This is a genomic window from Ruegeria sp. YTSA075 (assembly GCF_059610245.1).
In genome coordinates this window covers 373,005-398,795 of sequence record NZ_JBXWNG010000001.1, presented here as the reverse complement: position 1 = coordinate 398,795, position 25,791 = coordinate 373,005, and the positions used below count along the sequence as shown (strand labels likewise).

Here is a 25,791-nt window from a genome sequence, read left to right as displayed (position 1 = left end):
GTGGCTGAAATCAGTTGCACGCCTCATAGCAGCAACCAGCAAAAAGTAAACCGGGCACGTTACCGCTAACACTCATATTTTCTGGCCTTTAGGGCTAACAATTCACTGTTTGCGCCAACAGCAATCAGGCCGGAACCATCTGGCGCGCCAATCTGCGTTCGCGGACAAAGGTGTAAAGGCCCGAGCCGATGATCAACGTAGCCCCTGCCAGTGTCAGTGCATCCGGGCGCTCGCTGAACATCAAACTGCCTGCGATCATCGAGAACACAAGACGGGTATAGCGGAAAGGCATCATGGCCGACGCCTCACCCACACGCATCGCTGCCACGATGCCGTAATACCCCGACATGCTGAACACAAAGGCGGCCACGTACGGCAAAACCTGAGCCGATTGCACCGGAGCATAGGTTTGCCCTGTGGTCAGCATCAACACGGCACCGGCAATGATGGCAGCGAAATAGGCCTGCATCGCAACCACGGTCGAGGCGACACGAACGTCCAGCCTGCGGGTGATCAGATCACGCGCGGCAATCAGAAAGACAGTTGCAACAACCAGCAGGGTTTCGGGCTGGAACCCCTCCAGCCCCGGGCGGATGATCATTAGAACGCCGACAAAACCGACGCCAATGGCGCTCCAGCGCCGCCAACCCACCTGTTCGCCCAGAAACAGCGCAGCCCCCATCGTCACCGCCAGGGGCAGCGCCTGAAACACCGCTGCAACAGTGGACAGATCGATCAGGGACAGCGCCGTCACGAACAACACCGCGCCCAGCCCTTCACATGCGGCCCGCGCCAGCGGCAATAGCGTCCACGCCGCCGGGTCAAAGATCCGCTTGCGCGTTACGACCGACAAAATGGCAAAGCTAAAACCACAGACAACGCCCAGCGCAACCAGAATCTGCCCCGTCGGCACGGTGGCTGACAGGTGTTTGATAAACATGTCTTCGATCGCAAAAGCTGCCATCGAACCGACAAGCAGCAAGATGCCGTTTATGTTGTTCATGCGCGTTTCCACTGGAACGGACCACTACCTTGCTGGCCCATTGGTCACCAAAACCCAAACGCCCGCAACGTCGCAACAACAATTGCGGCAATGTTCAATGAATTCCCGTGCGCCGACCAATCGCGTTTCGTGATATGTCAGTCTTTGTTCAACGGCACACCGTACAGCTCAAGCCGATGGCCTTTCAGCTTGTAACCCAGCTTGGCAGCGATTTTTTCCTGCAGTATCTCGATCTCGGGATCGACAAATTCAATCACCTCGCCCGATTGCATGTCGATCAGATGATCATGGTGATCACGCTCGGCATCTTCATAGCGGGCGCGCCCGTCACCGAACTCAAGCCGTTCGAGAATCCCCGCTTCTTCAAACAGCTTGACGGTGCGGTATACCGTGGCGATCGAAATACCGGAATCCAGTGCCGAGGCACGGGCATACAACTCTTCCACATCAGGATGATCGGCGCTTTGTTCCAGCACCTGCGCGATGATGCGTCGCTGGCCCGTCATGCGCAGGCCCTTGGCCTCGCAACGCGAGATAATCGTATCCGACATGATGCCCCTCAGCCGCTTCTTGGGTTGCTGTCATAACCGGTCTGAACGCCCGGCGCTACAGGGATTCGACGCCTTAGGCCGAGATCATCCCGCGCGCTGCAAATCTGCCCAGATAGGCAAATGATCCGAGGCGATATGGGCTGGACGGTCCTGATGAGCCCCGTGATCCAGTGCCGTGATCCCCTGCCCCAAGGCGATCCGATCCAGCGCGCCCAGCGGTTGTGCCGCTGGGAAGCTTGCGACCGGCGGTAAAAACCGCATCTCGGGTACCAGATTGTCCAACACGGGTTGGCGCGACCATTCGTTGAAATCCCCGGCCCAGACGGTAGGCATTTGATCCAGCCCGTCATCACACCGTCGGATATGCGTAATCTGCTGACGCCGGGACGCTGGCAGCAACCCCAAATGCACGCCCATCACCCGTAGCGGCCCGATCTGCGTGTCGAACTCGACCCGAACAGCACCGCGCGGTTCGAACCCCGGCAATTCATGATGACCCGTTGTGCGAACCGAAATCTGATCGCCCCGCCAGATCACTGCGTTGCCATGCCAACCCAGGCTGCCCGCCCCGCCCAGGTCAACGATCTGCCAACCCGCCTCATCCAGCATGAAATGCGGCAACGCGGCCGGACGCGGTGGCAGGCGCTTGTCGGCCTCCTGCAGCACAACGATATCCGCCTGCATCCCGTCCAAGACCTGCATGATCCGTTGCGGCTGACGCCGGAAATCCAGCCCGACGCATTTCTGGATATTGTAACTGGCAAGACGCAGGGTCTGGGCTGAAGTCATGATCGCAGTCTAAACTGTTGAGCCAACGGTCATTTTATGTACCGGAATAGTCTGGCGTGAGACAAGCCCGCGCCGTTCATGTCCCACAAAACGTCGCCTGCACAACCTCATTGGACGTTGGGGGCCACGTCAGGTCTGCCGCCTCGGGCTGATCCTCATAGGGTTGCGCCAGAACTGTGTTCAGTCGATGGAACAGGGCGTAATCGCCCTGTACAGCGGCCTCGATCATCTGCTCGACGCGGTGATTACGCGGGATGAAGGCGGGGTTCGCGGCGGTCATAACCGCCTGTGGGTCGTCTTCCCTAGCTAGGCGCGCGGTCCACGCTTCAGCCCAGCTGTCAAAGGCGCTCGGATCGGTGAACTGGTCCCGTGCAGCATTGCCCGTCAAAGTACGGAACGTATTGGTGAAATCCGCCTGGTTTTCAGCCATACGTTTCAACAGGTCTGAGATCAGGTCCTGATCCCCCTCTTCCGCGCGCGCCAGACCGATCTTTGCGCGGAACCGCATCAACCATTGCTCCTGCAACAGATCGGGCATCGCATGCACAATCTCGGTCGCCTCTTCCACGGCGGCCTCTTTGTCCTCCATCTGCTGGATCAGAGCGGTCGCCAACTGCGCCAAGTTCCACACGGCAATATCGGGTTGGTTGGAATAGGCATAGCGTCCCATGCGGTCGATCGAACTGTAGACGGTATTCGGGTGATAGCTGTCCATAAATGCGCAGGGGCCATAATCGATGGTCTCACCCGCAATCGAGGAGTTGTCGGTATTCATCACCCCGTGAATGAACCCAACGCTCATCCACTGCGCAATCAGCCGCGCCTGCGCATCGCGCACCCCGCGCAGCAGGCCCATTGGCCCGTCCGCCTGTGGGTAGTGGCGTTCGATGGCGTAGTCGGTCAGTCGCCGCAGATTGTCGAACTGCCCGCGCGCCGCAAACACCTGAAACGTGCCCACCCGCAGATGGCTGCGCGCCACGCGGGTCAACACCGCACCCGGCATTGCCGCTTCGCGATAAACAGGCTCTCCTGTTTCCACGGCCGCCAGTGCCCGGGTGGTTGGCACGCCCAACGCATGCATCGCCTCGGACACCACATATTCACGCAGAACCGGCCCCAGCCAGGCGCGCCCGTCCCCCCGTCGCGAAAACGGAGTGGGCCCCGAGCCCTTGAGTTGGATATCCCGTCGCACGCTATCGGCCCCGATGGTCTCACCCAGCAACACGGCGCGCCCATCGCCCAATTGCGGGTTATAGGTGCCAAATTGATGCCCTGAGTAGAGCTGCGCCAGCGGCTCCGCCCCTTCTGGCAGCGTGTTCCCGGCAAAGGCTTCGGCCATCTCCTGTGCTTCGCCGGGCGAAATTTGCAGCAGCCGCGCCAGATCTTCGTTGAACACAATCAACTTTGGTGCCTGCACGGGTACAGGCGCTTGCCGGGCAAAGAACGTATCGGGCAAACGGGCGTAGCTGTTGTCAAACGGGATCGTCAGGGTCATGTCGCAAACATATGAGCTGCGCCGACAATTGCCATAGCAGATCGCACTCGCCCGTGCATAATCTCCGCAGCAACGCCGAGGATATCATGACCGCCGACAAGATCATCACCCACCTGAAGCTGCAACGCCATCCCGAAGGGGGCTGGTTCAGGGAAACATGGCGCGCCGATAATCCCGGCCGCGCCACAGGCACCTGCATTTATTTCCTGCTGCAAGCGGGTGAGAGCAGCCATTGGCACCGCGTCGACGCAACCGAAATCTGGCTTTATCACTCTGGTTCCCCGCTGATCCTGTCGCTCAGCGCAACAGATCAGGGCCCGGCCACCGATCACCTGCTGACCCCTGACCTGAACGCGGGTGCGCCGCAATTGATCGTGCCCAAAGACCATTGGCAAGCCGCCCGCAGCACGGGCGATTACACATTGGTCAGCTGTACCGTTTCCCCGGGGTTCCAGTTTGAAGGCTTCGAACTGGCCGCACCCGGGTTCGACATTCCAAAGGCGTGAACTGATGGACCACCGCGCCCTGATCGCAGCGATCCCGACCCAGACCAAAGAGCAACTGCAACAAAGGTCTGACCGCGCCGGGCTGCGGCACCTGGCACTTTTTGTCGCCTTGCTAGGGGCAAGCTCTGTCGGCATCGCAGCGCAGGTCCCACTCTGGCCGCTCCTGTTGATCCCTCAGGGGCTGCTGCTGGTGTTCCTCTTCACGCTCAGCCACGAATGCACCCACAAAACTCCGTTCAAATCCGGCTGGATTAATGAAGCCGTTGGGCATCTGGTCTCGCTGCCGATCATTCTGCCCTTCACATGGTTTCGATATTTTCATCTGGCGCATCATAAATGGACCAATCACCCCGAAAATGACCCCGAATTGGCAGGCCAACCCCGCCCCGAAGATTGGACCAGCCTGCTGCTCTACCTCAGCGGCTGGCCCTATTGGTCCGGGATGATCAAAACACTGCTGCGCAATGCATTGGGGATGATCGACGCCCCCTATCTGCCGGCACGCCAACATGGCGCGATCCGCACCGAGGCCCGCACTCTGCTGGGACTCTATGCGCTGGCAATACTCAGCCTGTTCTTCACGCCAATCCTGTTCTGGCTCTGGGTTTTACCGGTGCTGATCTGCCAGCCTGCGCTGCGCCTCTATCTGCTGGCCGAACACGGCCTCTGCCCGCCCGTGGCCAACATGCTTGAAAACTCGCGCACCACATTCACCAACCGGATCATCCGGTTTCTGGCCTGGAACATGCCCTATCACGCGGAACATCACGCCTTTCCAAATGTGCCCTTCCACCAGCTTCCCGCGTTCCACGACTGGACCCAAACCCATCTGAAATCCACGTCAAACGGCTATACCGAATTCACCAAGGACTACGTCCGCAACCTCAACGCCTAGGATCCAATCTTCATCTGGCCACAAATATCCCGGGGGAGGCGCGCAGCGACCGGGGGCAGAGCCCCCTAATCCTTGTTCCGAGCTTTCACCAACAAGCTGATCAGAGGCACCAGCACCGCAGTGAGCGACCCGAGAGGATTAGCCCCGATGCCCTTCACCGCACGCACGACGTCACGCGCCTCGGTCGCCAGTTCCTCTAACTCATCCTCGATATCCGCTATCGCCATATCCCGAACTTCTACCGCAGGCGCGACCTCGTCTTCGACATTCGACCGCCGCGCGATCAGGACAAGCAAGCCAGCCAGTGCAAGATTGCCCAACGACAGCACCGCGGCTGCGGCTGCAGGCGACATCACATCTTTCAAGGCCAGAAACAGAGCAAAATCCAACAAAACAAGGGCAGATAAGGCAGATATTCCCGCCAGAACCATCAAAATAGTCTGTTGACGCATAACAGCCAGACGGCGACGCGCGATCAGATGTTCGATTCGGTAGATCGTCACCAGATTTCTGCTCAATCTGCTCATCGCGCCCTCCTAACCCTGTGCCCGTCCGACCACATAGCCCAGCGAAAAGGCAATCAACAGAGCCGTGAGCGGATAGTCTTTCTGCAGGCGCCCGAACTCCTCGACCACATCCTCGCCCAGCGATTGCGCCTTACTCAGATCAATCCCGTGATCGGCCAGCAATGTGCGGATTTCATCCGATGTTTTGACCGGTTCGCTCTGATCTTCGGGTTCCGGGGCTGATCCGGTCTTTGCCTCCAACTCAATATTGCGTTTTCGCAGCGTATCCAGTTCGGCTTCAAGCTCGGCTTTTGTGGCCATTCTAGCTTACCTTCATTGCATGGGTCCCACCCAACCGTCGCACAATGAGTTGTTTTTTTGAACTGTTTTCCGATCATGTCTCAACCGGCGCTTCGGACCGAGACCGTGCTGACAACGCCACCACCCACCAAAGCTGGAACCCCCGTTGTTCCCGGGCATGAGGTCGGCAAACCGCGCGCGACCCGTACCGCAAGATAGGCGAAGGCCTGCGCTTCTAACATATCGCCATCCAGGCCCACTGCTTCGACCGGTTCGACCGGGCAATCGAGCGCAACCCGCAGCATCTCCATCAAAACCGGATTGTGCCGTCCACCGCCGGTAACCAGCAGCAGTGTCGGAGGTTTGGGGCAATGATCCATCCCCTGAACCACCCCAGCAGCACACATACCAGTCAAAGTCGCCACTGCGTCAGCGTCGCTGAGCTCCTGAACCAGTCCGATCATCTCGGCAAAGTCATTCCGATCCAGCGATTTCGGCGGCATTTTGCTAAAGAACGGCTCATCCAGAAACAATTCCAGTGCGCCATTTTCAACAATACCCTCTCGTGCCAGCGCCCCGTCCCGATCCATCGGCAGGCCCAGTCGCGCCTGCATCAGATCATCGACGGGCGCATTGGCAGGCCCGGTATCAAAGGCCAGCAATGCGCCCGGCATCTCGGGACCGTCAAAACTGGGGTCCACGTAGGTCAAATTACCCACGCCCCCGAGGTTGAGGAAACACAGGGGCGCATTCGCACCGATCCATTTGGCACAGGCAAAGTGATAGAATGGGGCAAGTGGCGCACCCTCCCCCCCCATCGACACATCATCACTGCGGAAATCCCAGACCACCGGAACGCCCAGCGCCTGTGCCAACCCAAGCCCATCGCCCACCTGAAGCGTACCACGTCCGCGCGGTTCATGCGCTAGGGTCTGGCCGTGCACACCGATCAGATCAATCTCATCGAACTCAGCCAGCGCCTCGGCATGGGCCACTGTCACCAGTTCAGCCGCTGCATCGACCTCGGTGCCATGCCACTTGCCCAGCGCGGCCCGCAACACCGCGCGCTCCGCCTCGGAATAGGCGCGATAGCCGCTTTCACCGAACCCAAAGATCCTGTGCCCATCCGTTTCGACAACCGCCGTATCCACCCCATCCAGCGAGGTGCCCGACATCGCACCCAGCGCGCGGATCGGTTCGTTTGTTCTTATGGTTCGGCGCACCTGCTGCTCTCCTGCCCAAGGGTTAGATGCTGCAGCGACACTGCCCGCTTTTCGAAACCCAAGGCAAGGTGAATACCCGTGCTGACAGCGTTTTTCGCCCTGCGCGACCTGAGTTCAACACCCTGAACTGGCGCGGAGGTTGAGCAAATTTCATTCTCATGCCAGCATTATGTCTTCGCACGACACCGGCTTTGCAAACAAACATGGCGCAAAAACAGGCACCAAAGGACGTACACGCGGTTGAAAGCCGCAACTATCAACTGATTTTCTGGTCCGGGTCTTTGTCCACGATTGGCGGTCAGTTGGTGAACCCGCGCCTTGTTCTGCCCTTCCTATACCTGGCTTTGGGGGCGCCCACCTTTGTTGCGGGGCTGCTGTTGCCGTTCGTCACCGGCGCACGGTTGATCGCTGAAATCTTTGTTTCGCCGCTGATCAACCGCATTACCCGTGCAAAGGTTGCCGTCTATATCCCGAACCTGCTGACCGGAGCGATCCTGGCCCTCGTTGCGCTGTTTGCGACCAACCTGCCGCAAACCATGGTCATTTTATTGTTCCTGCTGACGGCGATCATCATGGGCCTGTGTCAAGGCATCACCAGCCTTGGGACGAGCCAGATTTATGGCACCTCGGTCCCCGAGGCGAAACGCAACCGAATGGTGTTTGCACAGGCGACAATATCAGGTGTGCTTGCGATCATCGTGGTGTGGGCGACCAAAGACCTGTTGGCCTCGGACCAGCCGATGCAACGGCATATCGTGGTCATGTGGTGCGGCGTGATCGCGATGTTTGCAGCCGGAATCAGCTTTGCCGGTGTGCAGCTGTTTGAGGATGAAATCAAACCTCCGCCAAAACCGGTGAAAAAGCCAAAGCCGCTGAAAGAACTGGCAGCTGGTTTTGAAACCGGAATGGCCATGCCGTGGTATCGCAAATTCCTGATTGCGCGGCTGCTGTTCGTCTCGGTCGAACTGGCCATGCCATTCTACACGATCCACGCCGCGACCTATCATATCGGCACCAAACACTCGCTCAGCTATTTCGTAATCGGCGCCAGCGCTGGTGTGGTCATCGGCTCGCTGCTCTGGGGTTGGCTGAGTGGTCGCGTTTCAGTCAAACATGTGATGTGGCTGGGCTGCCTGACATCGACACTCTCGGCGATCGCAGCGCTTGGGCTCACGATGATGGGCTATGCGTCCAATGTCTGGATCTACGCCTTTGTCATTCTGCTTTTATCATTGGGTGGCAACGGCGTGATCTATGGCCGCTACCTGTATCTGATCGAAATGACCGGAGAGAAAGAGCGCCCCTATCTGGTCGCGTTGGGCGATGTGACGGCGGGCCTGTTCGGGATTGCCTTTGCCGCAGGTCTCGGAGCAGTGGCACACCTGCACGACCCGGTAACGCCTATCATCGCATTGGCCATTTTGAACGTCTGCGCAATGCTCTACGCGTTCAAGTTGCCCCTTACCCCGGCCAAAGGCGAAGGGCCTGTGCATTAGACCATCATTTCTTGCGAATTGGTGCCTTTCCCTTACCCCATCTGCCGCCTATACAGTGCCCCGCAACATAAACCCCGAGGGCAAACTATGACCTACCACCCCAAATCGGATTTCATCGCCACGATGATCGAGCGCGGCTTTCTGGCTGACTGCACCGATTATCAGGGCCTTGACGACGCGCTGATCTCTGGGGTGCAGACGGCTTATATCGGCTATGACGCCACCGCGCAGTCGCTGCATGTGGGTCACCTGATGAACATCATGGTGCTGCGCTGGCTGCAAAAGACCGGCCACAAGCCGATCACCCTGATGGGTGGCGGCACCACCAAAGTGGGTGACCCCTCGTTCCGCTCGGATGAGCGCCCCCTCCTGGGCCCCGAGCAGATCGACGCCAATATCGCGGGCATGAAACAGGTCTTCTCGAAATACCTGTCCTATGATGACAGCGAAACGGGCGCGCTGATGCTGAACAATGCGGAATGGCTGGACAGCCTGAACTACCTCGATTTCCTGCGCGATATCGGGCGGCATTTTTCGGTCAACCGGATGCTGAGCTTTGAATCGGTGAAATCCCGGCTGGACCGTGAGCAATCGCTGTCATTCCTCGAATTCAACTACATGATCCTGCAGGCCTATGACTTCCTCGAACTGAACCGCCGCTACGGCTGTGTTCTGCAGATGGGTGGCTCGGATCAATGGGGCAATATCGTCAACGGTATCGACCTGACCCGCCGGGTGCTGGATCATGAGATTTATGGTTTGACCACCCCCCTGCTGACCACAAGCGACGGGCGCAAGATGGGAAAATCGCAGGGCGGTGCCGTCTGGCTGAACGGCGATATGCTGTCGGCGTATGAGTTCTGGCAATTCTGGCGCAACACGACCGACGCAGATGTGGGCCGGTTCCTGAAAATCTTCACCGAATTGCCTGTGGACGAATGCGACCGTCTAGCCGCACTGGAAGGGTCCGAGATCAACGAGGCCAAAATCCGCCTCGCCAACGAGGTCACAACCCTCCTGCACGGGTCTGAGGCCGCCGCAACGGCCGAGGCCACCGCCCGCGAAGTGTTCGAAAAAGGCGGAATAGGTGATGATCTGCCGACCCTGACCCTGTCGGGCGATGATCTGCCCGTTTCGATTGTGCAACTGATCGTCAAATCCGGCCTCGCCAAATCCGGTAAGGAGGCCAAACGCCTGATCGCCGAAAGCGGTGCCAAATTGGACGATGCGCCGCTGACAGATGCCGGTTTGATGATCGATGCGGTTACCCTGTCCTCGCCCATCAAACTCAGCGCGGGCAAGAAACGGCACGCGCTGGTGCAGCTGGGATGAACTGACACCGGCGAGAACATGAAGACAAACGGCCACCATCTGGTGGCCGTTTTTTGTTCTTGTGTCATTATAAAGCCAAGTAGTTTAGCGTTTTCCTTTACCGCCGCCCTTGCCACCACCTTTACCGTCACCGCCTTTTCCGTTTCCGGAACCATTGCCCTGACCGTTGTTATTGCCGTTGTTGCCAGAGCCCGGTCCAGAGCCATTGTTGTTTCCACCGCCGTTACCGGGGTTTCCGGCATTCCCGTTGCCATTGCCGGGACCATCGCCGCCTTTGCCGCCACCTTTGCCACCGCCCTTGCCAGGGCCATCGCCACCTTTGCCGGGACCGTTTCCGCCACCGTTACCGGGGTTATCGCCACCACCATCGCCAGGACCGTCACCGCCGCCGTTACCAGGACCGTCACCGCTGCCGTTACCAGGACCGTCACCGCTGCCGTTACCGGGATCGCCACCGCCATCACCGGGGCCGTCTCCGCCACCGTTTCCGGGATCGCCGGGGCCATCTCCACCGCCATTGCCGGGATCATTACCACCGCCGTTGCCCGGTCCCTGGCCGCCACCACCGGCATTGCCACCATCACCGTTTTCACCCGCACCCGGTGCGCCTTGTGATGGACGATCCGAACTGCGGTCTTCTCCGCGATTGCTGGTCGGGTCAGAGATCGACGCCGTTGGCAAATCCGTCAACAAGGCTGCAAGACCCGGGCACATGGCGCCGGTATTCTGCAAGGTCGTCTCAAAATCCGCGCGCCTTTGCAGTTGCTTCAGAAAACTCGGCGTTACCTGTGAACAGGCGCAGAGTGCGGCGTAATCTCCGTTATTGGCAGCCGTGCGGGCGGTTTTCCAGTTACAGACTTCTGTTGCGGCAGCCGTGCTGCCTGCCATCAGAATTCCAACAAATGGCATAACTGCAAATGCGCCCAGTTTAACTTTGGTACTCGTTAACATTACTGATCCTCCTGACCTAGAAACACCCGAACATGTCAGGTTATTCGATCAGCAGATGGTGGCGGTCCGTAAATGCCGGATGAGCGAAAACTGAAGATTTGTTAACGTAGGGTCAGCTGACACCATAGCTCAGAGAGGCAGCGTCAATTTTCTGGACAGATCCGGCCTCATCCCGTTATTGAACGTATGTTCAGAAATATTGGAGGGCTGCCATGAACCTGTCAAATACCGCTGCCATCGTCACCGGGGGCGCCTCGGGCCTTGGCGAAGCGACCGCCCGCCATTTTGCAGATCAAGGCGCACAGGTCACTATTCTGGACCGTGATCAGGATCGCGGCGCACAGGTCGCACGCGAGATCGGGGGGCACTTTGCACATACCGATGTGACCGACGAAAGCTCTGTCTCGGCAGCCATTGCCGCCGCAATGGAGAATATGGGTCGGATAAATGCTGCGGTGAATTGCGCGGGCATCGCCTATGGCATCAAAACCGTGGGCCGGGACGGTCCGCACCCACTGGACGCTTTCCAGCGTACCATCGACATCAATCTGGTTGGCACCTTCAACGTCTCGCGCCTTGCGGCTGCTGAGATGGCAAGAAATGAGCCCGAACCGGATGGCGCACGCGGCGTGATCATCAACACGGCGTCAATTGCGGCCTTTGACGGGCAGAAGGGCCAGGCGGCCTATGCCGCGTCCAAAGGCGGAGTGGTCGGGATGACCCTACCGATGGCGCGCGATCTGGCCTCATCCGGTATCCGGGTCATGGCCATCGCGCCGGGTATTTTCATGACACCGATGCTGGCGGGCCTGCCCGAAGATGTGCAGCAACAACTGGCTGCTGACGTCCCCAACCCGGCCCGTCTGGGCGATCCAAAGGAATACGCCCGACTGGCCGGTTTCATCGTCGAGATGGGGTATCTGAACGGAGAGGTCATTCGCATCGACGGTGCGCTGCGGATGCGGTAAATCTGAGCCATGACCGAACGCGAAAAAATGCAGGCTGGTGCGTGGTATTGCTGCCTCGATCCCGAACTCGACGCCCTGCGCGCCACGGCGCGGCGCGCGGTTCACGCGCATAACTCGTGCTATCCCGATACGCGCGGCAACATGGACCCGGCGCTGCATGCACTGCTGGGTGATCCGGGTTCCGATTGCTATGTCGAGGCACCGTTTCACTGCGCCTATGGCCTCAATATTCACCTGGGCAAACGGGTCTATTTCAATGCAGGCTGCGTGGTTCTGGATACAGCACGGGTTCAGATCGGCGATGACACGATGTTCGGGCCTCAGGCGCAAATCTATTGCGCGCAGCATGCCAAAGCCCCGGCAGAACGCGCGCGCGGGCTGGAAATCGCACTGCCGGTGACAATCGGCAAGAACGTCTGGGTCGGCGGCAGCGCCCTTATCTTGCCCGGAGTGACAATCGGCAACAATGCTATCGTCGGTGCGGGTGCCGTGGTCACAAAGGATGTGGCGCCCGGTGAAACGGTTGTTGGCAACCCTGCCCGGCCTCTCTGACGGGGCTCAAATCAAGACGCGGTTTTGTCCCCAATCGGCTAGTGCCTCAATCACAGGGCGCAGCGCTTGCCCCTTGGGTGTAAGGCTGTATTCAACCTTGGGCGGCACCTCCGGGTAGACCTCACGATGCACGATTCCGTCAGCTTCCAACTCGCGCAGTTGTTTGGTCAGGCTGCGCTGGGTCACCGTTCCCAAAGCGCGTGACAACGCACTAAATCGCATGGTTCCCCCCAGCAGATGGTAGATCACCAAGCCCTTCCATTTGCCCGATATTTGTTCCAGCCCCGCCTCAACCGGGCAACCACCGCTGCAATCATATCGTTCGAACCGATCCATATTTGGCCTCTTGTTCTTACAGTATACAAATAGTGCCTACCTGCATATATTGTGCGTTCTTGCGCAGTTGACGTGTATGTCACATATCCCAGGTCATCGCAAAAATCACCCATAGGATACATCATGGCCTTGACTATTCTCGCCCAGATCACCGCCCATCCCGGCAAAGAAGACCTTGTGCGCGCCGAGTTGGAAAAGCTGATCCCGATCACGCGCGATGAAGAGGGTTGCATTCAATACGACCTGCATATCGACACAACCAATCCTGGCTTCTTTGTCTTTTACGAAAACTGGGAATCCCACGAGCTATGGCAGACCCACATGAACGCTCCGCACCTCGCCGCCTATATGGAGGCGACTGAAGGCAGTGTTGCTGATTTCGTCCTGAACGAGATGACGCGGATTGGTTAAACAGACACCAGAGAAAGCCCGAGGGCACAGAGCCTCGGGCTGCGTGCGAACAGGGTAAATGCGTTCGTTGAGCGACTAACCCGCCTCGGCTTTCTCTTCCAGCGTCAGCCACTCTTCCTCGGCCGCGGCCAGCTTATCCTGCCGTTCGACCAGAGCGTCGGTTGCTTTCTGAAACTTGACCGGCTCGCGGGTGAATAGTTCGGGATCGGCCATCAATTCTTCCAGCTTGGCAATCTCGGCCTCAAGCCGTGCAATCTCGGCTGGCAGTTTCTCAAGCCGGTGTTTTTCCGAGAATGACAGGCCTGATTTCGGCTTTGCCTCTTGCTTTATCTTCGGCTTAGAAGCTTTTGCTTTTTCGCTCTTTTTCTCAGATACATCGCCACGCTGCGCAATGTAGTCCGACCATCCCCCGGCATAGACCGTCGCCCGCCCGTAGCCTTCCATCGCAATGGTTGTGGTCGCGATACGGTCCAGAAAATCCCGGTCGTGGCTGACCAGCAAAACGGTGCCGTTATATTCGTCCAGCAGTTCCTGCAACAAATCCAGCGTCTCAACGTCCAGATCGTTGGTTGGTTCGTCCAACACCAATAGGTTCGAGGACTTGGCCATCAGTTTGGCCAGCAGCAACCGGGCCTTCTCGCCCCCGGACAGAGATTTAACGGCGGCGCGGGCCTGCGGTTCGTCGAACAGGAATTCTTTGAGGTAACCCACCACATGTTTGGGCTGCCCACCGACCATCACCTGATCGGCTTTGCCTGAGACCCGCATCTCAGGATCTCCGGTCAGACTGTCCCACAGGGTCATCTCCGGGTCCAGCTGCGCGCGGGTCTGATCGAATACGGCCACCTCAAGATTGGTACCCAAAGCGACAGAACCCTCATCCGGTGCTTCCTGACCCAATAGCATTTTCAGCAGGGTGGTCTTGCCCACACCGTTGGGGCCCACAAACGCCACGCGATCGCCGCGTTGCACCAGCAGATCAAAGTTTCGTACAATCTGCTGCGTTCCAAAGGATTTGGCCAACCCCTTGGCCTCAATCACCTTTCGGCCGGACTTTGGCCCAGCCTCAAGCGCCATTGCGGCAGAGCCCTGACGTTTGATCTGCGCTGCCTTTTCGGCCCGCAAGGCCTGCAACGCCCGCACCCTTCCCTGATTGCGCTTGCGCCGGGCACTGATGCCTTCGACGGCCCATTTAGCCTCGGACTTGATCAAACGGTTCAGCTTGTGGCGCTGCTGATCCTCTTCTTCCCAAATCTTGTCGCGCCAGGCTTCAAACGCTTCAAACCCCTGTTCCTGCCGCCGAACGGGGCCGCGATCAATCCACAATGTCGCCCGCGTCAACGCGCGTAAAAACGCGCGGTCATGCGAGATCAGCACAAAAGCCGCGCGGGTCGATCCCAATTCGCGTTCCAGCCAAGCAATGGCCTCGATGTCCAAATGGTTTGTCGGCTCGTCCAGCAGCATCAAATCCGGTGCCTCGGCCATCAGCTTGGCCAAGGCTGCCCGCCGCCGTTCTCCGCCCGAGGCGGTATCGACGGCGCGGTCGGGATCGAATTTCAGCCCTTCGCCCGCGCGTTCCACCTTGTACAGCTCGCCGGGTTCCAACCCGCTACAGGCATAATCGCCCAGCGTGGCGAACCCCTCCATCCCAGGGTCCTGTTCCATATATCCGACAGATTTGCCGGGGGGCACGATGATCTCACCCTGATCCGCCTCGACCAGACCGGCCATCACTTTCATGAGTGTGGATTTGCCCGACCCGTTTCGCCCCACAAGCGCCACGCGGTCGCCGGGCTGAACCACCAGATCAAGCCCGGAAAACACCGGATCGCCCCCGAAGGTCAGGGAAATGTCGGACATCTGCAACAAAGGAATTCTCGCCATGCCCGCCAGCTAAACCGGCAGGCACAAGGCGTCAACGCCCGGGCTGCACCTTTTCGTAAATACGCGACCTACCCGGCCACCGCCCGCAACAGACGTTTCCGCGCCGGAGGAATCGACCCGATTTCCAGCCCCGTGAACACATGCAACGTATTCATATGCCGGTCGACCACCGCATGATCACTGACCCAGCCCCCCATCATCAGGTAGGTGCGCAACAAGGGCGGCATCCGCAGCATCGCCTTTTTTGCATCGGGCCTACGCCGCAGACGGGCTGCAAAGCGGAAGACATCCGGAGCCTTGACCCGCGGCAACCAGCGTTTCGGGGCCAGATGGCGATGTTTCAGCATCGCAAACGCATCCAGATAGTGTTCGGTTTCGGTTCCAGCGAATGAGGAACAGCCAAACAGCATCTCGATCCGGTTCTGATCGACAAAGGCGGTCATGGCCCCCCACGCAATGCGCAGAATGTCAGGATCGGTCCAGTCCGGATGGATACAGAATCGCCCCATCTCGACCATTCGGCCATCGAAATCTTCGAGGCTGGAGAGATCATAGAACTGGGCAGAATAGCTGCGCCCGATATCTGCACCATTTGCCATGGTCAGCATCCGAAAACAGCAAACCAGCTGCCCATCGGCCTGCAAATCTTCGACCAGAACATGAGCGCAGGCGGCATCAAACGCGTCCGTGTCGATCTGATCCGTTCCAAAGGCCTGGGTCCTCAGGCGCTGCGCCGCCTTCAGATCGTCGGCACTTTGCGCCAATCGCGCCTGATAGCGTCCCTTGCTTAACAAGACGGCCTTGGTCATGGTCGCTTCCTCCGCGCTTGCGGACCGGATTTCTCTACTAGGCTCCCGTTACCACAGAAGATGTGACCGTCATGTGAAGCAGACAAGACGGTCAGCTATATTATTCGGATGCACCCGGAATGTTCGCCGGGTTGAAGTTGCCGATATTGCCCAGCAACTGACGCAGGAAGCCCGTGTTGCTGACGCTGGATTCGGTCACACGGCGTTCCAGCGGAATCACAAGCCCGTCTTCAAGCCCGAATCTTTCGATATTCCGAACCACCCCGCGCTGATCAAAGCTGATCGCCACCAACTCGCGTGAGACGACCTCGGGCCGTTTGGGGCCGTAGTGGCGCACGCGTGAACGCACATAGTAAAAGCCAGAATCATTCACGACACCGGAAATGCCGGGGGCGCCGATGGTCTCTGTCACGCTGTCGCGTGTGTCGGTGCCGACCTTGATCTCGGCCAGTTCGTCCGCAGGCGGCACATAGCCGTGATTCCTGAAGATCGGCGTACAGGCGGTAATCGCACTGAGGCAGGCAAGGAACGCAACTGTTCGCATTGCCGATTTCGACCTGTTTCCAACCATCAACTTGCTCACCCTCTTGCCTTGGCCTCTTGCGGCTTCTATCCGATTACAGAAACCGCAGCCACGGTTCAACACATAGAAAGGCTCAGGACATGAGCAACGTTACATCCCTGCGGGTGGCCGACCTGCCACAGAACGCCGCAACCGCGTTTGAGCTACGCCCGGAAAAGGACGCGCTGGAGGCCATCAAACAGGATCTGGGCCTGCTTGGTCTGCGCAAACTTAGCTTTGCGGGGCAAGTGCGCGCCGATGGCAAGCGCGACTGGAACCTGACCGGCACATTGGGTGCAACGGTGATTCAGCCCTGCGTCGTGACGCTGGAACCGGTCACAACCCGGATCGATGTGCCCGTCTCACGCCTGTATGTGGCCGACTGGTCCGATCCGGATGAACCGGAATTCGAAATCCCGGAAGGCGACGAAACCGAGCCGCTTGGGGCCGAGATCGACCCCGAGATCGTGATGATCGAGGCGCTGTCGCTGTCCCTGCCCCAGTATCCCCGCAAGGACGGAGCTGAACTGGATCAGGCCGACTACACTGAGCCAGGTAAACAGGCGATGACCGATGAAGATGCCAAACCCTTTGCGGGGTTGGCCGGATTGCGGGATGCGCTGAAAAAAGACGAGTGACAGAGCCTTGATTTCCTGTCATAGCAGGCGGTCAGAAAAATCGCTTGATCATGACGAGAATCGCAGTATTTTCGCGCGCTCAACGGATTTTGGGTTGGACATTGCCGGGCTGGTTCCCTAAATGCGCGTCAAACCACGATAAAACGAAATATGAAACCCGGTCGGCAGCGAATCTGCTGGCCCACAGTCAGACAAAGGTTGAGACCATGGCCGTCCAACAGAACAAAGTTTCCAAGTCGCGTCGCAACAACCGCCGCGCACACGACGCTCTGGTTGCTGCGAACCCGAACGAATGCCCGAACTGCGGTGAACTACGCCGCCCGCACCACGTCTGTGGCGCATGTGGCCACTATGATGACCGTGAGGTGATCGCACAGGCCGACGAAATCGACCTGGACGAAGACGCGGCCTAAGCCTGATTGAACGCTGGCCCAGGAATGACTGAACAGCCCACGCACGCCGAACGGATCACCATCTCGGTTGACGCTATGGGTGGGGACGCGGGTCCCGCAGTTGTTGTTGCAGGCCTTGCGCGATCGGCAAAGAAAAACCCCAATATCGGGTTTCTGCTGCATGGTCCCAAAGACACGCTGCGCAAGCTCGTAGCGAAACGGCGCGTCCTGGATGGGCGCGTCGATTTTCGTGATTGCCCGGATGTGGTCACGATGGAGGACAAGCCCAGCCAGGTTGTCCGCAATGGCAAGCAAACTTCGATGTGGTCGACGCTGGAAGCCGTGCGTCAAGGCGAGGCGCATGGGGCGGTGTCCTGCGGCAATACCGGCGCATTGATGGCACTGTCGATGATGCGCCTGCGCAAATTACCGGGCGTGAACCGCCCGGCGATTGCGATTCTTTGGCCTTCACGCAATCCTCAGGGCTTCAACGTGATGCTGGATGTGGGCGCCGATGTCCGGGCCGAGGCCAAGGACCTGCTGCAATACGCGCTGATGGGGGCCTCTTACGCCCGCAACGGGATGGCGCTGAACCGTCCCCGGATCGGCCTGCTGAACGTGGGCACCGAGGAACATAAAGGCCGGGCCGAGCTGAAAGAAGCTCATGCTCTGATCGATGGTTTTGCCGAACAGGCGAGTTTTGAATTCGTAGGGTTTGTCGAAGGCAGCGATATTCCCGGTGACAAGGCAGATGTGATTGTGACAGACGGGTTTACCGGCAATGTCGCCATCAAAACCGGCGAAGGCACCGCGAGCCTGATTGGCGATCTGTTGCGTCAGGCATTCAAATACTCGCCGCTCTCACGGCTGGCATCAATCCTGGCCATAACCTCGCTGCAGCGTCTGAAAAAACGCATCGATCCGCGCCGCGTCAACGGCGGGGTGTTCCTGGGCCTCAATGGCACCGTCGTGAAATCGCATGGCGGTGCGGACGCAACCGGTGTTTCTGCGGCCATCAAACTGGCCTTCACGCTGGCCGAATCCGGATTTGCCGAAAAATTGGCAGCACGGGTTGCATCAACAGCCCAGCTTGCACAAGATGCCGCGCACACCGCGCCGCAGGCGGAAAAATAACAAAAAGGCAGTACCCAAGCATGGCAGGCCGTTCAGTCGTTGTAGGTGTAGGGCATTATTTGCCCGAACGTATCGTCCCGAATTCCGAGTTCGAACGAACTCTGGATACATCGGACGAATGGATCCGAACGCGCTCCGGTATCGAACGCCGCCACTTTGCAGCCGAAGACGAAACGACCTCGGATATGGCCACCAAAGCCGCCGAGGCCGCGCTGGCCGACGCGGGGCTGACAGTAGATGATATCGATGCCATCGTGCTTGCAACCTCAACCGCTGATCTGACCTTTCCGTCTGCTGCAACGATGGTGCAGTCGCGCCTTGGTATGACCAAGGGATTTGCCTTTGACGTGCAGGCCGTCTGCGCCGGTTTCGTCTACGCGATGACAAACGCGAACGCTCTGATCCTGTCAGACCAGGCCGAACGCGTTCTGGTGATCGGAGCCGAAACCTTCTCTCGAATCATGGACTGGTCAGACCGGTCGACCTGCGTGCTGTTCGGCGATGGCGCAGGCGCGCTGATACTGGAGCGGCAGGAGGGCGATGGTACCTCCGACGATCGCGGGATTCTGGCCACCGATCTGAATTCGGACGGGCGTTACAAGGATCTGCTCTATGTAGATGGCGGGGTGTCGACCCAGACCACCGGTTATCTGCGGATGAAGGGCAACCAATTGTTCCGGCAGGCGGTCGAGCGTTTAACCTCCACCGCCGAAACCTGCCTGAAAAAAGTTGGGCTGAAACACGAAGATGTGGACTGGATCGTCCCGCATCAGGCCAATATCCGCATCATTCAGGGCACTGCCAAGAAACTGGGCGTGCCAATGGATCACGTTGTTGTCACCCTACAGGATCACGGCAACACATCGGCGGCCTCGATTCCCTTAGCCATGTCCGTGGCCAAGCAGCGCGGGCAGTTCAAACCGGGCGATCTGCTAGTGACCGAGGCAATTGGTGGCGGTTTGGCCTGGGGATCGGTTCTTTTGCGCTGGTAACAAGCGCATTCCAGCTTACACAGCCGCGCGCAATTCATTGATATTGACAGTGAATTTGCCCTGACCCTATGGTTTGGTAGCAACAGGGGAAAAAACATGGGCGACAAAACACTGACCCGAATGGATCTGAGCGAGGCCGTCTTTCGTGAGGTTGGCCTGTCACGCAATGAAAGCGCACAGCTGGTCGAAAGCGTGCTGAACCACATGTCCGACGCGCTTGTGCGTGGCGAACAGGTCAAGATTTCGTCTTTTGGCACCTTCAGCGTTCGGGACAAAACCGCCCGTATCGGCCGTAACCCCAAAACCGGCGAAGAGGTTCCGATTCAACCCCGCCGCGTTCTGACCTTCCGCCCGTCGCATCTGATGAAAGATCGCGTCGCTGCCGGGAATCGCAAGTAACGCCGGAGCTCTGCGGACATGAGCAAATCCCCCGACGCATTTCGCACGATCTCTGAAGTTGCGGATTGGCTCGGAGTTCAGGCCCATGTTCTGCGATTCTGGGAAAGCCGGTTCACTCAGGTCAAACCCGTTAAACGCGCCGGAGGGCGGCGATATTACCGCCCGAACGACATGCTGCTGCTGGGCGGCATCAAGAAACTGCTGCATGAAGATGGGGTGACGATCAAAGGTGTTCAGCGGATTTTACGCGAACGCGGCGTTGCCCATGTCATTGGATTGTCCCATGGGCTGGACGAGGCCTCCGCGGCCATGCCACAGGCTGCGGAAGAGACGGTTGTCCCCTTCTCGCCCGCGCCTGCGCCCACCTCTGAACAGATTGATATGGACCTCGGCACGCCTGTCGCGGCCCCTCAGGCAGAGGCTCAAACCGAACCGGTGGCCGCCGAACCCAAGACGCAAGACCCGGTGCTCGACACGGCGCCGCTGACAGGCGGTCTGGCGTCTTTGGTCTGGAATCGCGCAGAGTTCGACCCCGATCTTCTGAACAAAATCGCCCCGATCGCGCGGGATTTGCGCAGCTGGCTGGACCGGATCGAAGCCAAGATGGCGGGATAGGAAAAAGGCAGTGTTTTCCTCTTGCCCCTGCCGGGAATTTCTTTATGAACACTCCAACGTCGGGCTATGGCGCAGCCTGGTAGCGCGTCCGTCTGGGGGACGGAAGGTCGCAGGTTCGAGTCCTGCTAGCCCGACCATATCACACCGACGTTTGTGGCACATTGGCCAGATCCCGCTCTGGCATCAGGGGGGATCGGAATGACAGGTGTATGCCCAAACCAGCAGATTGAAGCGATGATCGCACGCGGTGAGATCAGTGCTACCCCCGATGTCATCCCTGCTCAGGTGCAACCTGCCAGCCTTGATCTACGTTTGGGAACAGTAGCTTACCGGGTCCGCGCATCCTTTCTGGCAGGCGAAACCCGGTCCGTCGCCGACCGCTTGGCCGAGTTTGAGATGCACCGCATCGACATCACCGACGGGGCCGTTCTGGAAAAAGGCTGCGTCTACCTCGTACCGCTGATGGAATCGCTGGCCCTGCCCGGCCACACCAGCGCCGTGGCCAACGCCAAAAGCTCAACCGGGCGGCTGGACCTGCTGACCCGTACCATCACCGATGGTGGGACCGAGTTTGACCGGATTCCAGCGGGTTATACAGGGCCTCTTTATGCCGAGATTTGCCCGCGCTCCTTCTCGGTTCTGGTCCGCCCAGGCATGCGTCTGAACCAGATCCGGTTCCGCCAGGGTCAGGCGGTTCTGACCGACGCGGAACTGACTGATTTGCATGCCGCCTCACCTCTGGTCGATGGGCCCGCTGTCATTCAGGACGGGTTGGGCTTTTCTGTCGATCTGCAACTGCCTGATACCGATCTGGTCGGCTATCGTGCCAAGCCCCATACCGGTGTGATCGACCTAGACCGCATCGGTGAATACGACCCGCAGGAATATTGGGAAGAGGTGCGTACCAAGGATGGGTGCATCATTCTGGACCCCGGCGCCTTCTACATTCTGGTCAGCCGCGAGGCGGTGCATATCCCGCCGATGTATGCCGCCGAAATGGCGCCCTATCTGGCCATGGTTGGTGAGTTCCGTGTGCACTATGCAGGGTTCTTCGATCCCGGTTTTGGCCATGCCGAGGCTGGCGGTGCCGGATCGCGCGGCGTGTTGGAAGTGCGCTGCCACGAGGCACCCTTTGTGCTGGAGCACGGACAGGTCGTCGGGCGATTGGTTTATGAGAAAATGGCCGAGATGCCCACCCAGCTATACGGCGCTGGCATCGCATCGAATTATCAGGGACAGGGTCTGAAACTGTCCAAGCATTTCAAGGCTATAGATTAAGCTTCAGAATTTCATGAACCGCCGCATCTGGCGCGTTACCCGATGCGCCTGCCTTAGGTTCTTCGCGTGACGCGGCGTACTGGCACTCTTTGGCGCACCTGTATTCGTGGGCGCCTGATCCGAATTCCCGCCACGACGACTTGCCAAGTCAATGCCCTTGTCGATCCCTTTGTTCACTAGGCGGCGCATGACCTGTCGCACGATCATGTCGATGATCCGATTGGCGTTCATTGCTCAACTCCGTTTCTTCTGCCTCAAGATAGCGTTCATCTGCGGCAACAAAAGGGCCGCCTGATCACTCTTCCTCGAACAGCTCGGTCTGATCCTCGTCCTCTGCCTCGTCCTGCCCCTCGCCCAGCGGCATGGCACCCGGCGGTGGGCGGTTTTCAAGCAGCCCGGCAGCGCGCAATTCCTTGAGCCCCGGCAGATCACGGGCGTTTTCGAGACCGAAATGATCCAGAAACTCTGGCGTCACCACAAAGGTCACCGGACGACCTGGTGTCATACGGCGACGGCCCAGTCGAATCCACTCCATTTCCAGCAGCTGGTCAATCGTCCCGCGCGACACGGAAACCCCCCGGATTTCCTCGATCTCGGCCCGGGTGCAGGGCTGGTGATAGGCCACGATGGCCAACGTCTCGATCGCTGCGCGGCTCAGCTTGCGGGTCTCAACTGTCTCTTTCTGCATCAGAAACCCAAGGTCGGGGGCCGTACGGATCGCCCAGGCCTCACCCACCTTGACCACGCGCACGCCGCGCCCTTCATAGCGTTTCTGAAGCAGTTCGACCGCTTGCGCTGCCGAACTGCCATGGGGCATCCGGGCCTCAAGATCGGCAATCGTCACCGGCTCGGCACTGGCGAACAAAACCGCTTCGACCATGCGTTCCTGTTCGGCCAGCGGAGGGGCCTCGAACAGAGTGCCGGTGCCGTCATCTTCGGGGGCGTCAGTCACGTGTTTCGGTCCTCTTGCGCAATTGGATCGGAGCAAAGGTCTCGCTTTGCTTGATCTCCATATGTCCTTCTTTCACCAGTTCCAGCGAGGCCGCAAAGGTTGCCGCCGTGGCCGAGCGTCTGCGAACTGGATCAGCCTCCCACCCGTCCGGCAGGTAGGTCTCCATATCGGTCCAGGCCCCTGCAAACCCTATCAGCGGGCGCATACGCTCCAGCGCCTGCTCCATGGTAAACACCGCATCGCGGTCCATCACAAAGGGCCGGAACTCATCCCGTGTACGGATACGGGCATAGCCTTGCATCAGGTCCAGCAGCGTGGCGGAATAGGTCACCGTGCGGATGCGGGTGACATCCTCGCCCTGCCCGCGCCTGAAGAAATCGCGCCCCAACTGATCGCGCGCCATCAGACGCGCGGCGGCATCTCGCATGGCCTGCAAGCGTTCCAACTGAAACGCCAGATGCGCGGCCAGTTCTTCGCCCGACGGACCTTCGTCGTCCGGGTCTGGCGGCAGCAACAGGCGGGATTTCAGGAAGGCCAGCCATGCGGCCATGACCAGATAATCCGCCGCCAGTTCGATCCGAAGCGCGCGGGCCTTTTCAACAAAGGCCAAATATTGCTGCGCCAGTGCCAGAACCGAGATCTTCCGCAGATCCACCTTTTGGGTGCGCGACAGGGTCAGCAGCACATCCAACGGGCCTTCGAACCCGTCAACATCAACGATCAATGCCTCGGCGGCCAGTCGATCGGCGACCGAGACCGGGTCTTCGCTGAAAAGGTTATCGTTCATATACCTGCCCGCCCATTAGGGCAGATAGTTCCGCTTCGGTGGCCTCGATGTCAAGTTCCTGCGGGGGGTTGCGCATCGCCAATGCCCGTTCGGCGCGGGCCTGAGCAGCATCGGTCATCCGACCGGCGGCCTTAAGCACCTCGGCGCGTTCGGCCAAGCTGGCATTGCAGTGCAGAACCACGTCGCACCCGGCCTCGATCGCCCGACGCGAAAGCTCGGCCGCCGAACCGCTCAGCGCCTTCATCGAGATATCATCGGTCATGATCAGACCGTCAAAACCAATGACGTCTCGGATCACCGTCATCATTTCGGTCGAGATGGTCGCCGGGAGCGAGTCAATCTGCCCAAACACCAGATGCGCCGTCATGCCCATCGGCAGATCGTTCAACGCGCGAAATGGTGCGAAATCAGTATCCTGTAACGCCTCCAAAGGCAGATCGACCAGAGGCAATTCAAAATGAGTGTCCAGCGTCGCCCGTCCGTGACCTGGCATATGTTTGACCACAGGCAGAACACCGCCATCCAGATGGGCCTGCGCCACGGCACGCCCGATCTTGGCGATGGTGCCCGCGTCGTCACCGTAACACCGGTTGCGCAGAAACGCATGGGTCTCAGCCCGCGCCAAGTCCAAAGTGGGTGCGCAGTTGCTATCGATCCCGAGCTCGAACAACTCATGCGCAATCAGGCGATAGCGCAAATACATGGCCCGTTCGGCCTGTTCTCCGGCCCGCTCGGCATGATCCAGCGGCGGCATCCATTCCCGCGCCAGAGGTGTGCGCAGGCGCTGCACACGCCCGCCTTCCTGATCGATGGTGATCGGACAATTGCGCCCAACCGCCTCGCGGAAATCGTCGCATAGGGCCCGGACCTGATCGGCGCTGTCAACATTACGAGCGAACAGGATGAACCCAAACGGGTTCATCTCACGGAACATGGCCCGTTCATCGTCGGTTAGCCGCAGCCCCTCAGCATCGGTGATCGCAGCGCCAAATGTCACCGGACGGCGACCGGGATACAGTCAGCACCTTGAGCAACGAGCGCGGCACAGAACTGACGAGAGTCGCTCAGATCCTCGAACCCCAGCACGCGCAGCCGATAGAAGGTGCGTCCTCCGCTTGAAGTTTTCTGGATAACACGCTGTTTTCCATCCATATACTCACCGAATTGGCCGCTCAGGCGCACCCATTCGGCCTTTGCCACATCCGGGCTTTCAAACGCGCCCAGCTGGGCCAACCGGGTTCCTTTGCTGAGTGTATCGGGGTCGATATCCAATCCAACAGCCGCCTTCACTGCCGCATTGATCGACGCCTCGGAGGTATCGACAGCAGGCGCACGACGCGCCGGGCGCGTATGCGGACGCAGTGACCGGCGCACGCCGGGCAGTTCCGCAATCGCCGGGTCCGGCAGTGCGGCTGCCAGATCAGCCGGGTCGATGGCGGGTTCTTCCTCAGGCGCGGCAAGGGATGCAAGCTGCACACCTGGCGCGGCCTCTTGATCGGTACGGGCCGCCTCGCCCGCCAGTTCGGCCACCAAAGCATCAACCGCGTTTTGCCGCAGCGCCGCAGCCTCTTGGTTCGAGATCGGTTCTTCCACCACATGCAATGCCGGAGTGGGCTTCAATTCGCCTGCCGGCAGGTCTTCGTCAGTCAACGAGACCGGACGCGGCGCAAGGATCAGACGATCCGCAGGGGCCGCAGCAGTGCCTTCGGCAGCCACGGCGTTCACTGCAAGCCCTTGATGATCTGCAGGTTGACCGCCGGGATTTTCAGGTTGGATGCGCATCGGACCTTCGGCGGCACGCACGACCGGCACGCCGCTGACATCACGCATCACCAGCTTATAGCTCCAGACACCAACACCGGCGACCAGGGCTAATGAGGCCACCGCCCCCAGCACATTCACCATCCGCACCAGCCCAAACGCACCACGCGGTTCATCCTCGGGATACATATCCTGAGCCTGTGATTGATTCGGGTAATGCATATGCTCGGGGTCGTGATGCCCCGAGTAATCGTAACTCGCCATGTTGCCTCAC

At 59.3% G+C, this 25,791-nt stretch carries 31 protein-coding genes and 1 tRNA gene; 15 read left to right on the top strand and 17 right to left on the bottom strand.

Annotated features, from left to right (window positions below):
- Positions 1-124: 124 nt before the first annotated feature.
- The 4 genes from AC2FGE_RS02080 to AC2FGE_RS02065 form a co-directional block, all read right to left on the bottom strand.
- Complete coding sequence (locus AC2FGE_RS02080; RefSeq protein ID WP_496817518.1) at positions 125-1,003, bottom strand: DMT family transporter; 879 nt, start codon at positions 1,001-1,003, stop codon at positions 125-127.
- Between the two features lie 137 nt (positions 1,004-1,140).
- Complete coding sequence (locus AC2FGE_RS02075; RefSeq protein ID WP_496817517.1) at positions 1,141-1,554, bottom strand: Fur family transcriptional regulator; 414 nt, start codon at positions 1,552-1,554, stop codon at positions 1,141-1,143.
- A gap of 84 nt (positions 1,555-1,638) precedes the next feature.
- Positions 1,639-2,343, bottom strand: a complete 705-nt coding sequence (locus tag AC2FGE_RS02070; protein ID WP_496817516.1) for an endonuclease/exonuclease/phosphatase family protein — start codon at positions 2,341-2,343, stop codon at positions 1,639-1,641.
- A gap of 76 nt (positions 2,344-2,419) precedes the next feature.
- Positions 2,420-3,838: a protein adenylyltransferase SelO gene (locus AC2FGE_RS02065; RefSeq protein WP_496817515.1), complete on the bottom strand. Its 1,419-nt coding sequence runs from the start codon at positions 3,836-3,838 to the stop codon at positions 2,420-2,422.
- A gap of 86 nt (positions 3,839-3,924) precedes the next feature.
- On the opposite strand from AC2FGE_RS02065, the gene AC2FGE_RS02060 reads away from it, so the two are divergent.
- Together AC2FGE_RS02060 and AC2FGE_RS02055 are read left to right on the top strand one after the other, a co-directional pair.
- Positions 3,925-4,344, top strand: coding sequence for a cupin domain-containing protein (locus tag AC2FGE_RS02060; protein ID WP_496817729.1), 420 nt, complete (start codon positions 3,925-3,927; stop codon positions 4,342-4,344).
- 4 nt (positions 4,345-4,348) lie between these two features.
- The gene (locus AC2FGE_RS02055; RefSeq protein WP_496817514.1) at positions 4,349-5,239 is read left to right on the top strand and encodes a fatty acid desaturase; all 891 of its coding nucleotides are present in this window, start codon (positions 4,349-4,351) and stop codon (positions 5,237-5,239) included.
- A 65-nt stretch (positions 5,240-5,304) separates the two neighbouring features.
- Here AC2FGE_RS02055 and AC2FGE_RS02050 read toward each other — a convergent pair whose 3' ends face one another.
- The 3 genes from AC2FGE_RS02050 to AC2FGE_RS02040 form a co-directional block, all read right to left on the bottom strand.
- Complete coding sequence (locus tag AC2FGE_RS02050) at positions 5,305-5,766, bottom strand: hypothetical protein (protein WP_496817513.1); 462 nt, start codon at positions 5,764-5,766, stop codon at positions 5,305-5,307.
- Between the two features lie 9 nt (positions 5,767-5,775).
- Positions 5,776-6,066, bottom strand: a complete 291-nt coding sequence (locus tag AC2FGE_RS02045; RefSeq protein WP_496817512.1) for a hypothetical protein — start codon at positions 6,064-6,066, stop codon at positions 5,776-5,778.
- Positions 6,067-6,146: 80 nt separating this feature from the next.
- Complete coding sequence (locus tag AC2FGE_RS02040) at positions 6,147-7,238, bottom strand: anhydro-N-acetylmuramic acid kinase (RefSeq protein ID WP_496817728.1); 1,092 nt, start codon at positions 7,236-7,238, stop codon at positions 6,147-6,149.
- Between the two features lie 233 nt (positions 7,239-7,471).
- On the opposite strand from AC2FGE_RS02040, the gene AC2FGE_RS02035 reads away from it, so the two are divergent.
- The gene (locus AC2FGE_RS02035; protein ID WP_496817511.1) at positions 7,472-8,764 is read left to right on the top strand and encodes an MFS transporter; all 1,293 of its coding nucleotides are present in this window, start codon (positions 7,472-7,474) and stop codon (positions 8,762-8,764) included.
- Between the two features lie 87 nt (positions 8,765-8,851).
- Positions 8,852-10,096, top strand: a complete 1,245-nt coding sequence (gene tyrS / locus AC2FGE_RS02030; protein ID WP_480546940.1) for a tyrosine--tRNA ligase — start codon at positions 8,852-8,854, stop codon at positions 10,094-10,096.
- Positions 10,097-10,180: 84 nt separating this feature from the next.
- On the opposite strand, the gene AC2FGE_RS02025 is transcribed toward tyrS, so the two are convergent.
- Positions 10,181-11,047, bottom strand: a complete 867-nt coding sequence (locus AC2FGE_RS02025; protein WP_496817510.1) for a hypothetical protein — start codon at positions 11,045-11,047, stop codon at positions 10,181-10,183.
- 212 nt (positions 11,048-11,259) lie between these two features.
- On the opposite strand from AC2FGE_RS02025, the gene AC2FGE_RS02020 reads away from it, so the two are divergent.
- Positions 11,260-12,015, top strand: coding sequence for an SDR family NAD(P)-dependent oxidoreductase (locus tag AC2FGE_RS02020; protein ID WP_496817509.1), 756 nt, complete (start codon positions 11,260-11,262; stop codon positions 12,013-12,015).
- 9 nt (positions 12,016-12,024) lie between these two features.
- On the top strand, positions 12,025-12,567 hold the full coding sequence (locus AC2FGE_RS02015; protein WP_496817508.1) for a sugar O-acetyltransferase: 543 nt from the start codon (positions 12,025-12,027) through the stop codon (positions 12,565-12,567).
- Between the two features lie 6 nt (positions 12,568-12,573).
- Here the strand turns inward: AC2FGE_RS02015 and AC2FGE_RS02010 are convergent, their stop codons facing one another.
- Positions 12,574-12,903 carry a winged helix-turn-helix transcriptional regulator gene (locus AC2FGE_RS02010; RefSeq protein ID WP_496817507.1) on the bottom strand — a complete coding sequence of 110 codons (330 nt, stop codon included), beginning with the start codon at positions 12,901-12,903 and terminating at the stop codon, positions 12,574-12,576.
- Positions 12,904-13,026: 123 nt separating this feature from the next.
- Between AC2FGE_RS02010 and AC2FGE_RS02005 the strand changes: the two genes are divergently transcribed.
- Positions 13,027-13,314, top strand: a complete 288-nt coding sequence (locus AC2FGE_RS02005; protein ID WP_496817506.1) for a putative quinol monooxygenase — start codon at positions 13,027-13,029, stop codon at positions 13,312-13,314.
- A 75-nt stretch (positions 13,315-13,389) separates the two neighbouring features.
- Here the strand turns inward: AC2FGE_RS02005 and AC2FGE_RS02000 are convergent, their stop codons facing one another.
- From AC2FGE_RS02000 to AC2FGE_RS01990, 3 genes are all read right to left on the bottom strand, one after another.
- The gene (locus AC2FGE_RS02000) at positions 13,390-15,198 is read right to left on the bottom strand and encodes an ABC-F family ATP-binding cassette domain-containing protein (protein ID WP_496817505.1); all 1,809 of its coding nucleotides are present in this window, start codon (positions 15,196-15,198) and stop codon (positions 13,390-13,392) included.
- Positions 15,199-15,266: 68 nt separating this feature from the next.
- On the bottom strand, positions 15,267-16,007 hold the full coding sequence (locus AC2FGE_RS01995) for a GNAT family N-acetyltransferase (protein WP_496817504.1): 741 nt from the start codon (positions 16,005-16,007) through the stop codon (positions 15,267-15,269).
- Positions 16,008-16,107: 100 nt separating this feature from the next.
- Entirely contained in the window at positions 16,108-16,551 is a 444-nt protein-coding gene (locus AC2FGE_RS01990) for an outer membrane protein assembly factor BamE (RefSeq protein WP_496817503.1), read from the bottom strand.
- Between the two features lie 119 nt (positions 16,552-16,670).
- On the opposite strand from AC2FGE_RS01990, the gene AC2FGE_RS01985 reads away from it, so the two are divergent.
- The 8 genes from AC2FGE_RS01985 (at position 16,671) to AC2FGE_RS01950 (ending at position 22,017) form a co-directional block, all read left to right on the top strand.
- Complete coding sequence (locus AC2FGE_RS01985; protein WP_496817502.1) at positions 16,671-17,207, top strand: YceD family protein; 537 nt, start codon at positions 16,671-16,673, stop codon at positions 17,205-17,207.
- 206 nt (positions 17,208-17,413) lie between these two features.
- Positions 17,414-17,620 carry a 50S ribosomal protein L32 gene (gene rpmF / locus AC2FGE_RS01980; protein ID WP_480542586.1) on the top strand — a complete coding sequence of 69 codons (207 nt, stop codon included), beginning with the start codon at positions 17,414-17,416 and terminating at the stop codon, positions 17,618-17,620.
- Positions 17,621-17,644: 24 nt separating this feature from the next.
- A complete protein-coding gene (plsX, locus tag AC2FGE_RS01975; RefSeq protein WP_496817501.1) occupies positions 17,645-18,733 on the top strand; it encodes a phosphate acyltransferase PlsX in 1,089 nt (362 codons plus the stop codon).
- 20 nt (positions 18,734-18,753) lie between these two features.
- Complete coding sequence (locus AC2FGE_RS01970) at positions 18,754-19,725, top strand: beta-ketoacyl-ACP synthase III (protein WP_496817500.1); 972 nt, start codon at positions 18,754-18,756, stop codon at positions 19,723-19,725.
- A gap of 96 nt (positions 19,726-19,821) precedes the next feature.
- Positions 19,822-20,124 (top strand): integration host factor subunit alpha, encoded by a 303-nt coding sequence (gene ihfA, locus AC2FGE_RS01965; RefSeq protein WP_008755922.1) that lies wholly within the window; start codon positions 19,822-19,824, stop codon positions 20,122-20,124.
- Between the two features lie 18 nt (positions 20,125-20,142).
- Positions 20,143-20,739: a MerR family transcriptional regulator gene (locus tag AC2FGE_RS01960; protein WP_496817499.1), complete on the top strand. Its 597-nt coding sequence runs from the start codon at positions 20,143-20,145 to the stop codon at positions 20,737-20,739.
- A 60-nt stretch (positions 20,740-20,799) separates the two neighbouring features.
- Positions 20,800-20,876, top strand: a tRNA-Pro gene (locus tag AC2FGE_RS01955).
- Between the two features lie 61 nt (positions 20,877-20,937).
- Entirely contained in the window at positions 20,938-22,017 is a 1,080-nt protein-coding gene (locus tag AC2FGE_RS01950; protein WP_496817498.1) for a 2'-deoxycytidine 5'-triphosphate deaminase, read from the top strand.
- Positions 22,018-22,020: 3 nt separating this feature from the next.
- On the opposite strand, the gene AC2FGE_RS01945 is transcribed toward AC2FGE_RS01950, so the two are convergent.
- From AC2FGE_RS01945 to AC2FGE_RS01925, 5 genes are all read right to left on the bottom strand, one after another.
- The gene (locus tag AC2FGE_RS01945; RefSeq protein WP_496817497.1) at positions 22,021-22,248 is read right to left on the bottom strand and encodes a hypothetical protein; all 228 of its coding nucleotides are present in this window, start codon (positions 22,246-22,248) and stop codon (positions 22,021-22,023) included.
- A 64-nt stretch (positions 22,249-22,312) separates the two neighbouring features.
- Positions 22,313-22,969: an SMC-Scp complex subunit ScpB gene (gene scpB / locus AC2FGE_RS01940; RefSeq protein WP_496817496.1), complete on the bottom strand. Its 657-nt coding sequence runs from the start codon at positions 22,967-22,969 to the stop codon at positions 22,313-22,315.
- Complete coding sequence (locus AC2FGE_RS01935) at positions 22,962-23,756, bottom strand: segregation and condensation protein A (protein ID WP_496817495.1); 795 nt, start codon at positions 23,754-23,756, stop codon at positions 22,962-22,964. Before AC2FGE_RS01935 ends, scpB begins: the two co-directional genes overlap by 8 nt.
- Complete coding sequence (gene nagZ, locus AC2FGE_RS01930) at positions 23,746-24,753, bottom strand: beta-N-acetylhexosaminidase (RefSeq protein WP_496817494.1); 1,008 nt, start codon at positions 24,751-24,753, stop codon at positions 23,746-23,748. The genes AC2FGE_RS01935 and nagZ overlap by 11 nt, the downstream gene beginning before the upstream one ends.
- Entirely contained in the window at positions 24,750-25,781 is a 1,032-nt protein-coding gene (locus AC2FGE_RS01925; RefSeq protein WP_496817493.1) for an SPOR domain-containing protein, read from the bottom strand. Before AC2FGE_RS01925 ends, nagZ begins: the two co-directional genes overlap by 4 nt.
- Positions 25,782-25,791 lie beyond the last annotated feature (10 nt).

Bases quoted from the DNA above. Each gene is read 5' to 3' on its own strand.
- AC2FGE_RS02080 (WP_496817518.1), bottom strand. From the start codon at position 1,003: ATGAACAACATAAACGGCATCTTGCTGCTTGTCGGTTCGATGGCAGCT.
- AC2FGE_RS02075 (WP_496817517.1), bottom strand. From the start codon at position 1,554: ATGTCGGATACGATTATCTCGCGTTGCGAGGCCAAGGGCCTGCGCATG.
- AC2FGE_RS02070 (WP_496817516.1), bottom strand. From the start codon at position 2,343: ATGACTTCAGCCCAGACCCTGCGTCTTGCCAGTTACAATATCCAGAAA.
- AC2FGE_RS02065 (WP_496817515.1), bottom strand. From the start codon at position 3,838: ATGACCCTGACGATCCCGTTTGACAACAGCTACGCCCGTTTGCCCGAT.
- AC2FGE_RS02060 (WP_496817729.1), top strand. From the start codon at position 3,925: ATGACCGCCGACAAGATCATCACCCACCTGAAGCTGCAACGCCATCCC.
- AC2FGE_RS02055 (WP_496817514.1), top strand. From the start codon at position 4,349: ATGGACCACCGCGCCCTGATCGCAGCGATCCCGACCCAGACCAAAGAG.
- AC2FGE_RS02050 (WP_496817513.1), bottom strand. From the start codon at position 5,766: ATGAGCAGATTGAGCAGAAATCTGGTGACGATCTACCGAATCGAACAT.
- AC2FGE_RS02045 (WP_496817512.1), bottom strand. From the start codon at position 6,066: ATGGCCACAAAAGCCGAGCTTGAAGCCGAACTGGATACGCTGCGAAAA.
- AC2FGE_RS02035 (WP_496817511.1), top strand. From the start codon at position 7,472: ATGGCGCAAAAACAGGCACCAAAGGACGTACACGCGGTTGAAAGCCGC.
- tyrS (WP_480546940.1), top strand. From the start codon at position 8,852: ATGACCTACCACCCCAAATCGGATTTCATCGCCACGATGATCGAGCGC.
- AC2FGE_RS02025 (WP_496817510.1), bottom strand. From the start codon at position 11,047: ATGTTAACGAGTACCAAAGTTAAACTGGGCGCATTTGCAGTTATGCCA.
- AC2FGE_RS02020 (WP_496817509.1), top strand. From the start codon at position 11,260: ATGAACCTGTCAAATACCGCTGCCATCGTCACCGGGGGCGCCTCGGGC.
- AC2FGE_RS02015 (WP_496817508.1), top strand. From the start codon at position 12,025: ATGACCGAACGCGAAAAAATGCAGGCTGGTGCGTGGTATTGCTGCCTC.
- AC2FGE_RS02010 (WP_496817507.1), bottom strand. From the start codon at position 12,903: ATGGATCGGTTCGAACGATATGATTGCAGCGGTGGTTGCCCGGTTGAG.
- AC2FGE_RS02005 (WP_496817506.1), top strand. From the start codon at position 13,027: ATGGCCTTGACTATTCTCGCCCAGATCACCGCCCATCCCGGCAAAGAA.
- AC2FGE_RS02000 (WP_496817505.1), bottom strand. From the start codon at position 15,198: ATGGCGAGAATTCCTTTGTTGCAGATGTCCGACATTTCCCTGACCTTC.
- AC2FGE_RS01995 (WP_496817504.1), bottom strand. From the start codon at position 16,007: ATGACCAAGGCCGTCTTGTTAAGCAAGGGACGCTATCAGGCGCGATTG.
- AC2FGE_RS01990 (WP_496817503.1), bottom strand. From the start codon at position 16,551: ATGCGAACAGTTGCGTTCCTTGCCTGCCTCAGTGCGATTACCGCCTGT.
- AC2FGE_RS01985 (WP_496817502.1), top strand. From the start codon at position 16,671: ATGAGCAACGTTACATCCCTGCGGGTGGCCGACCTGCCACAGAACGCC.
- rpmF (WP_480542586.1), top strand. From the start codon at position 17,414: ATGGCCGTCCAACAGAACAAAGTTTCCAAGTCGCGTCGCAACAACCGC.
- plsX (WP_496817501.1), top strand. From the start codon at position 17,645: ATGACTGAACAGCCCACGCACGCCGAACGGATCACCATCTCGGTTGAC.
- AC2FGE_RS01970 (WP_496817500.1), top strand. From the start codon at position 18,754: ATGGCAGGCCGTTCAGTCGTTGTAGGTGTAGGGCATTATTTGCCCGAA.
- ihfA (WP_008755922.1), top strand. From the start codon at position 19,822: ATGGGCGACAAAACACTGACCCGAATGGATCTGAGCGAGGCCGTCTTT.
- AC2FGE_RS01960 (WP_496817499.1), top strand. From the start codon at position 20,143: ATGAGCAAATCCCCCGACGCATTTCGCACGATCTCTGAAGTTGCGGAT.
- AC2FGE_RS01950 (WP_496817498.1), top strand. From the start codon at position 20,938: ATGACAGGTGTATGCCCAAACCAGCAGATTGAAGCGATGATCGCACGC.
- AC2FGE_RS01945 (WP_496817497.1), bottom strand. From the start codon at position 22,248: ATGAACGCCAATCGGATCATCGACATGATCGTGCGACAGGTCATGCGC.
- AC2FGE_RS01935 (WP_496817495.1), bottom strand. From the start codon at position 23,756: ATGAACGATAACCTTTTCAGCGAAGACCCGGTCTCGGTCGCCGATCGA.
- AC2FGE_RS01925 (WP_496817493.1), bottom strand. From the start codon at position 25,781: ATGGCGAGTTACGATTACTCGGGGCATCACGACCCCGAGCATATGCAT.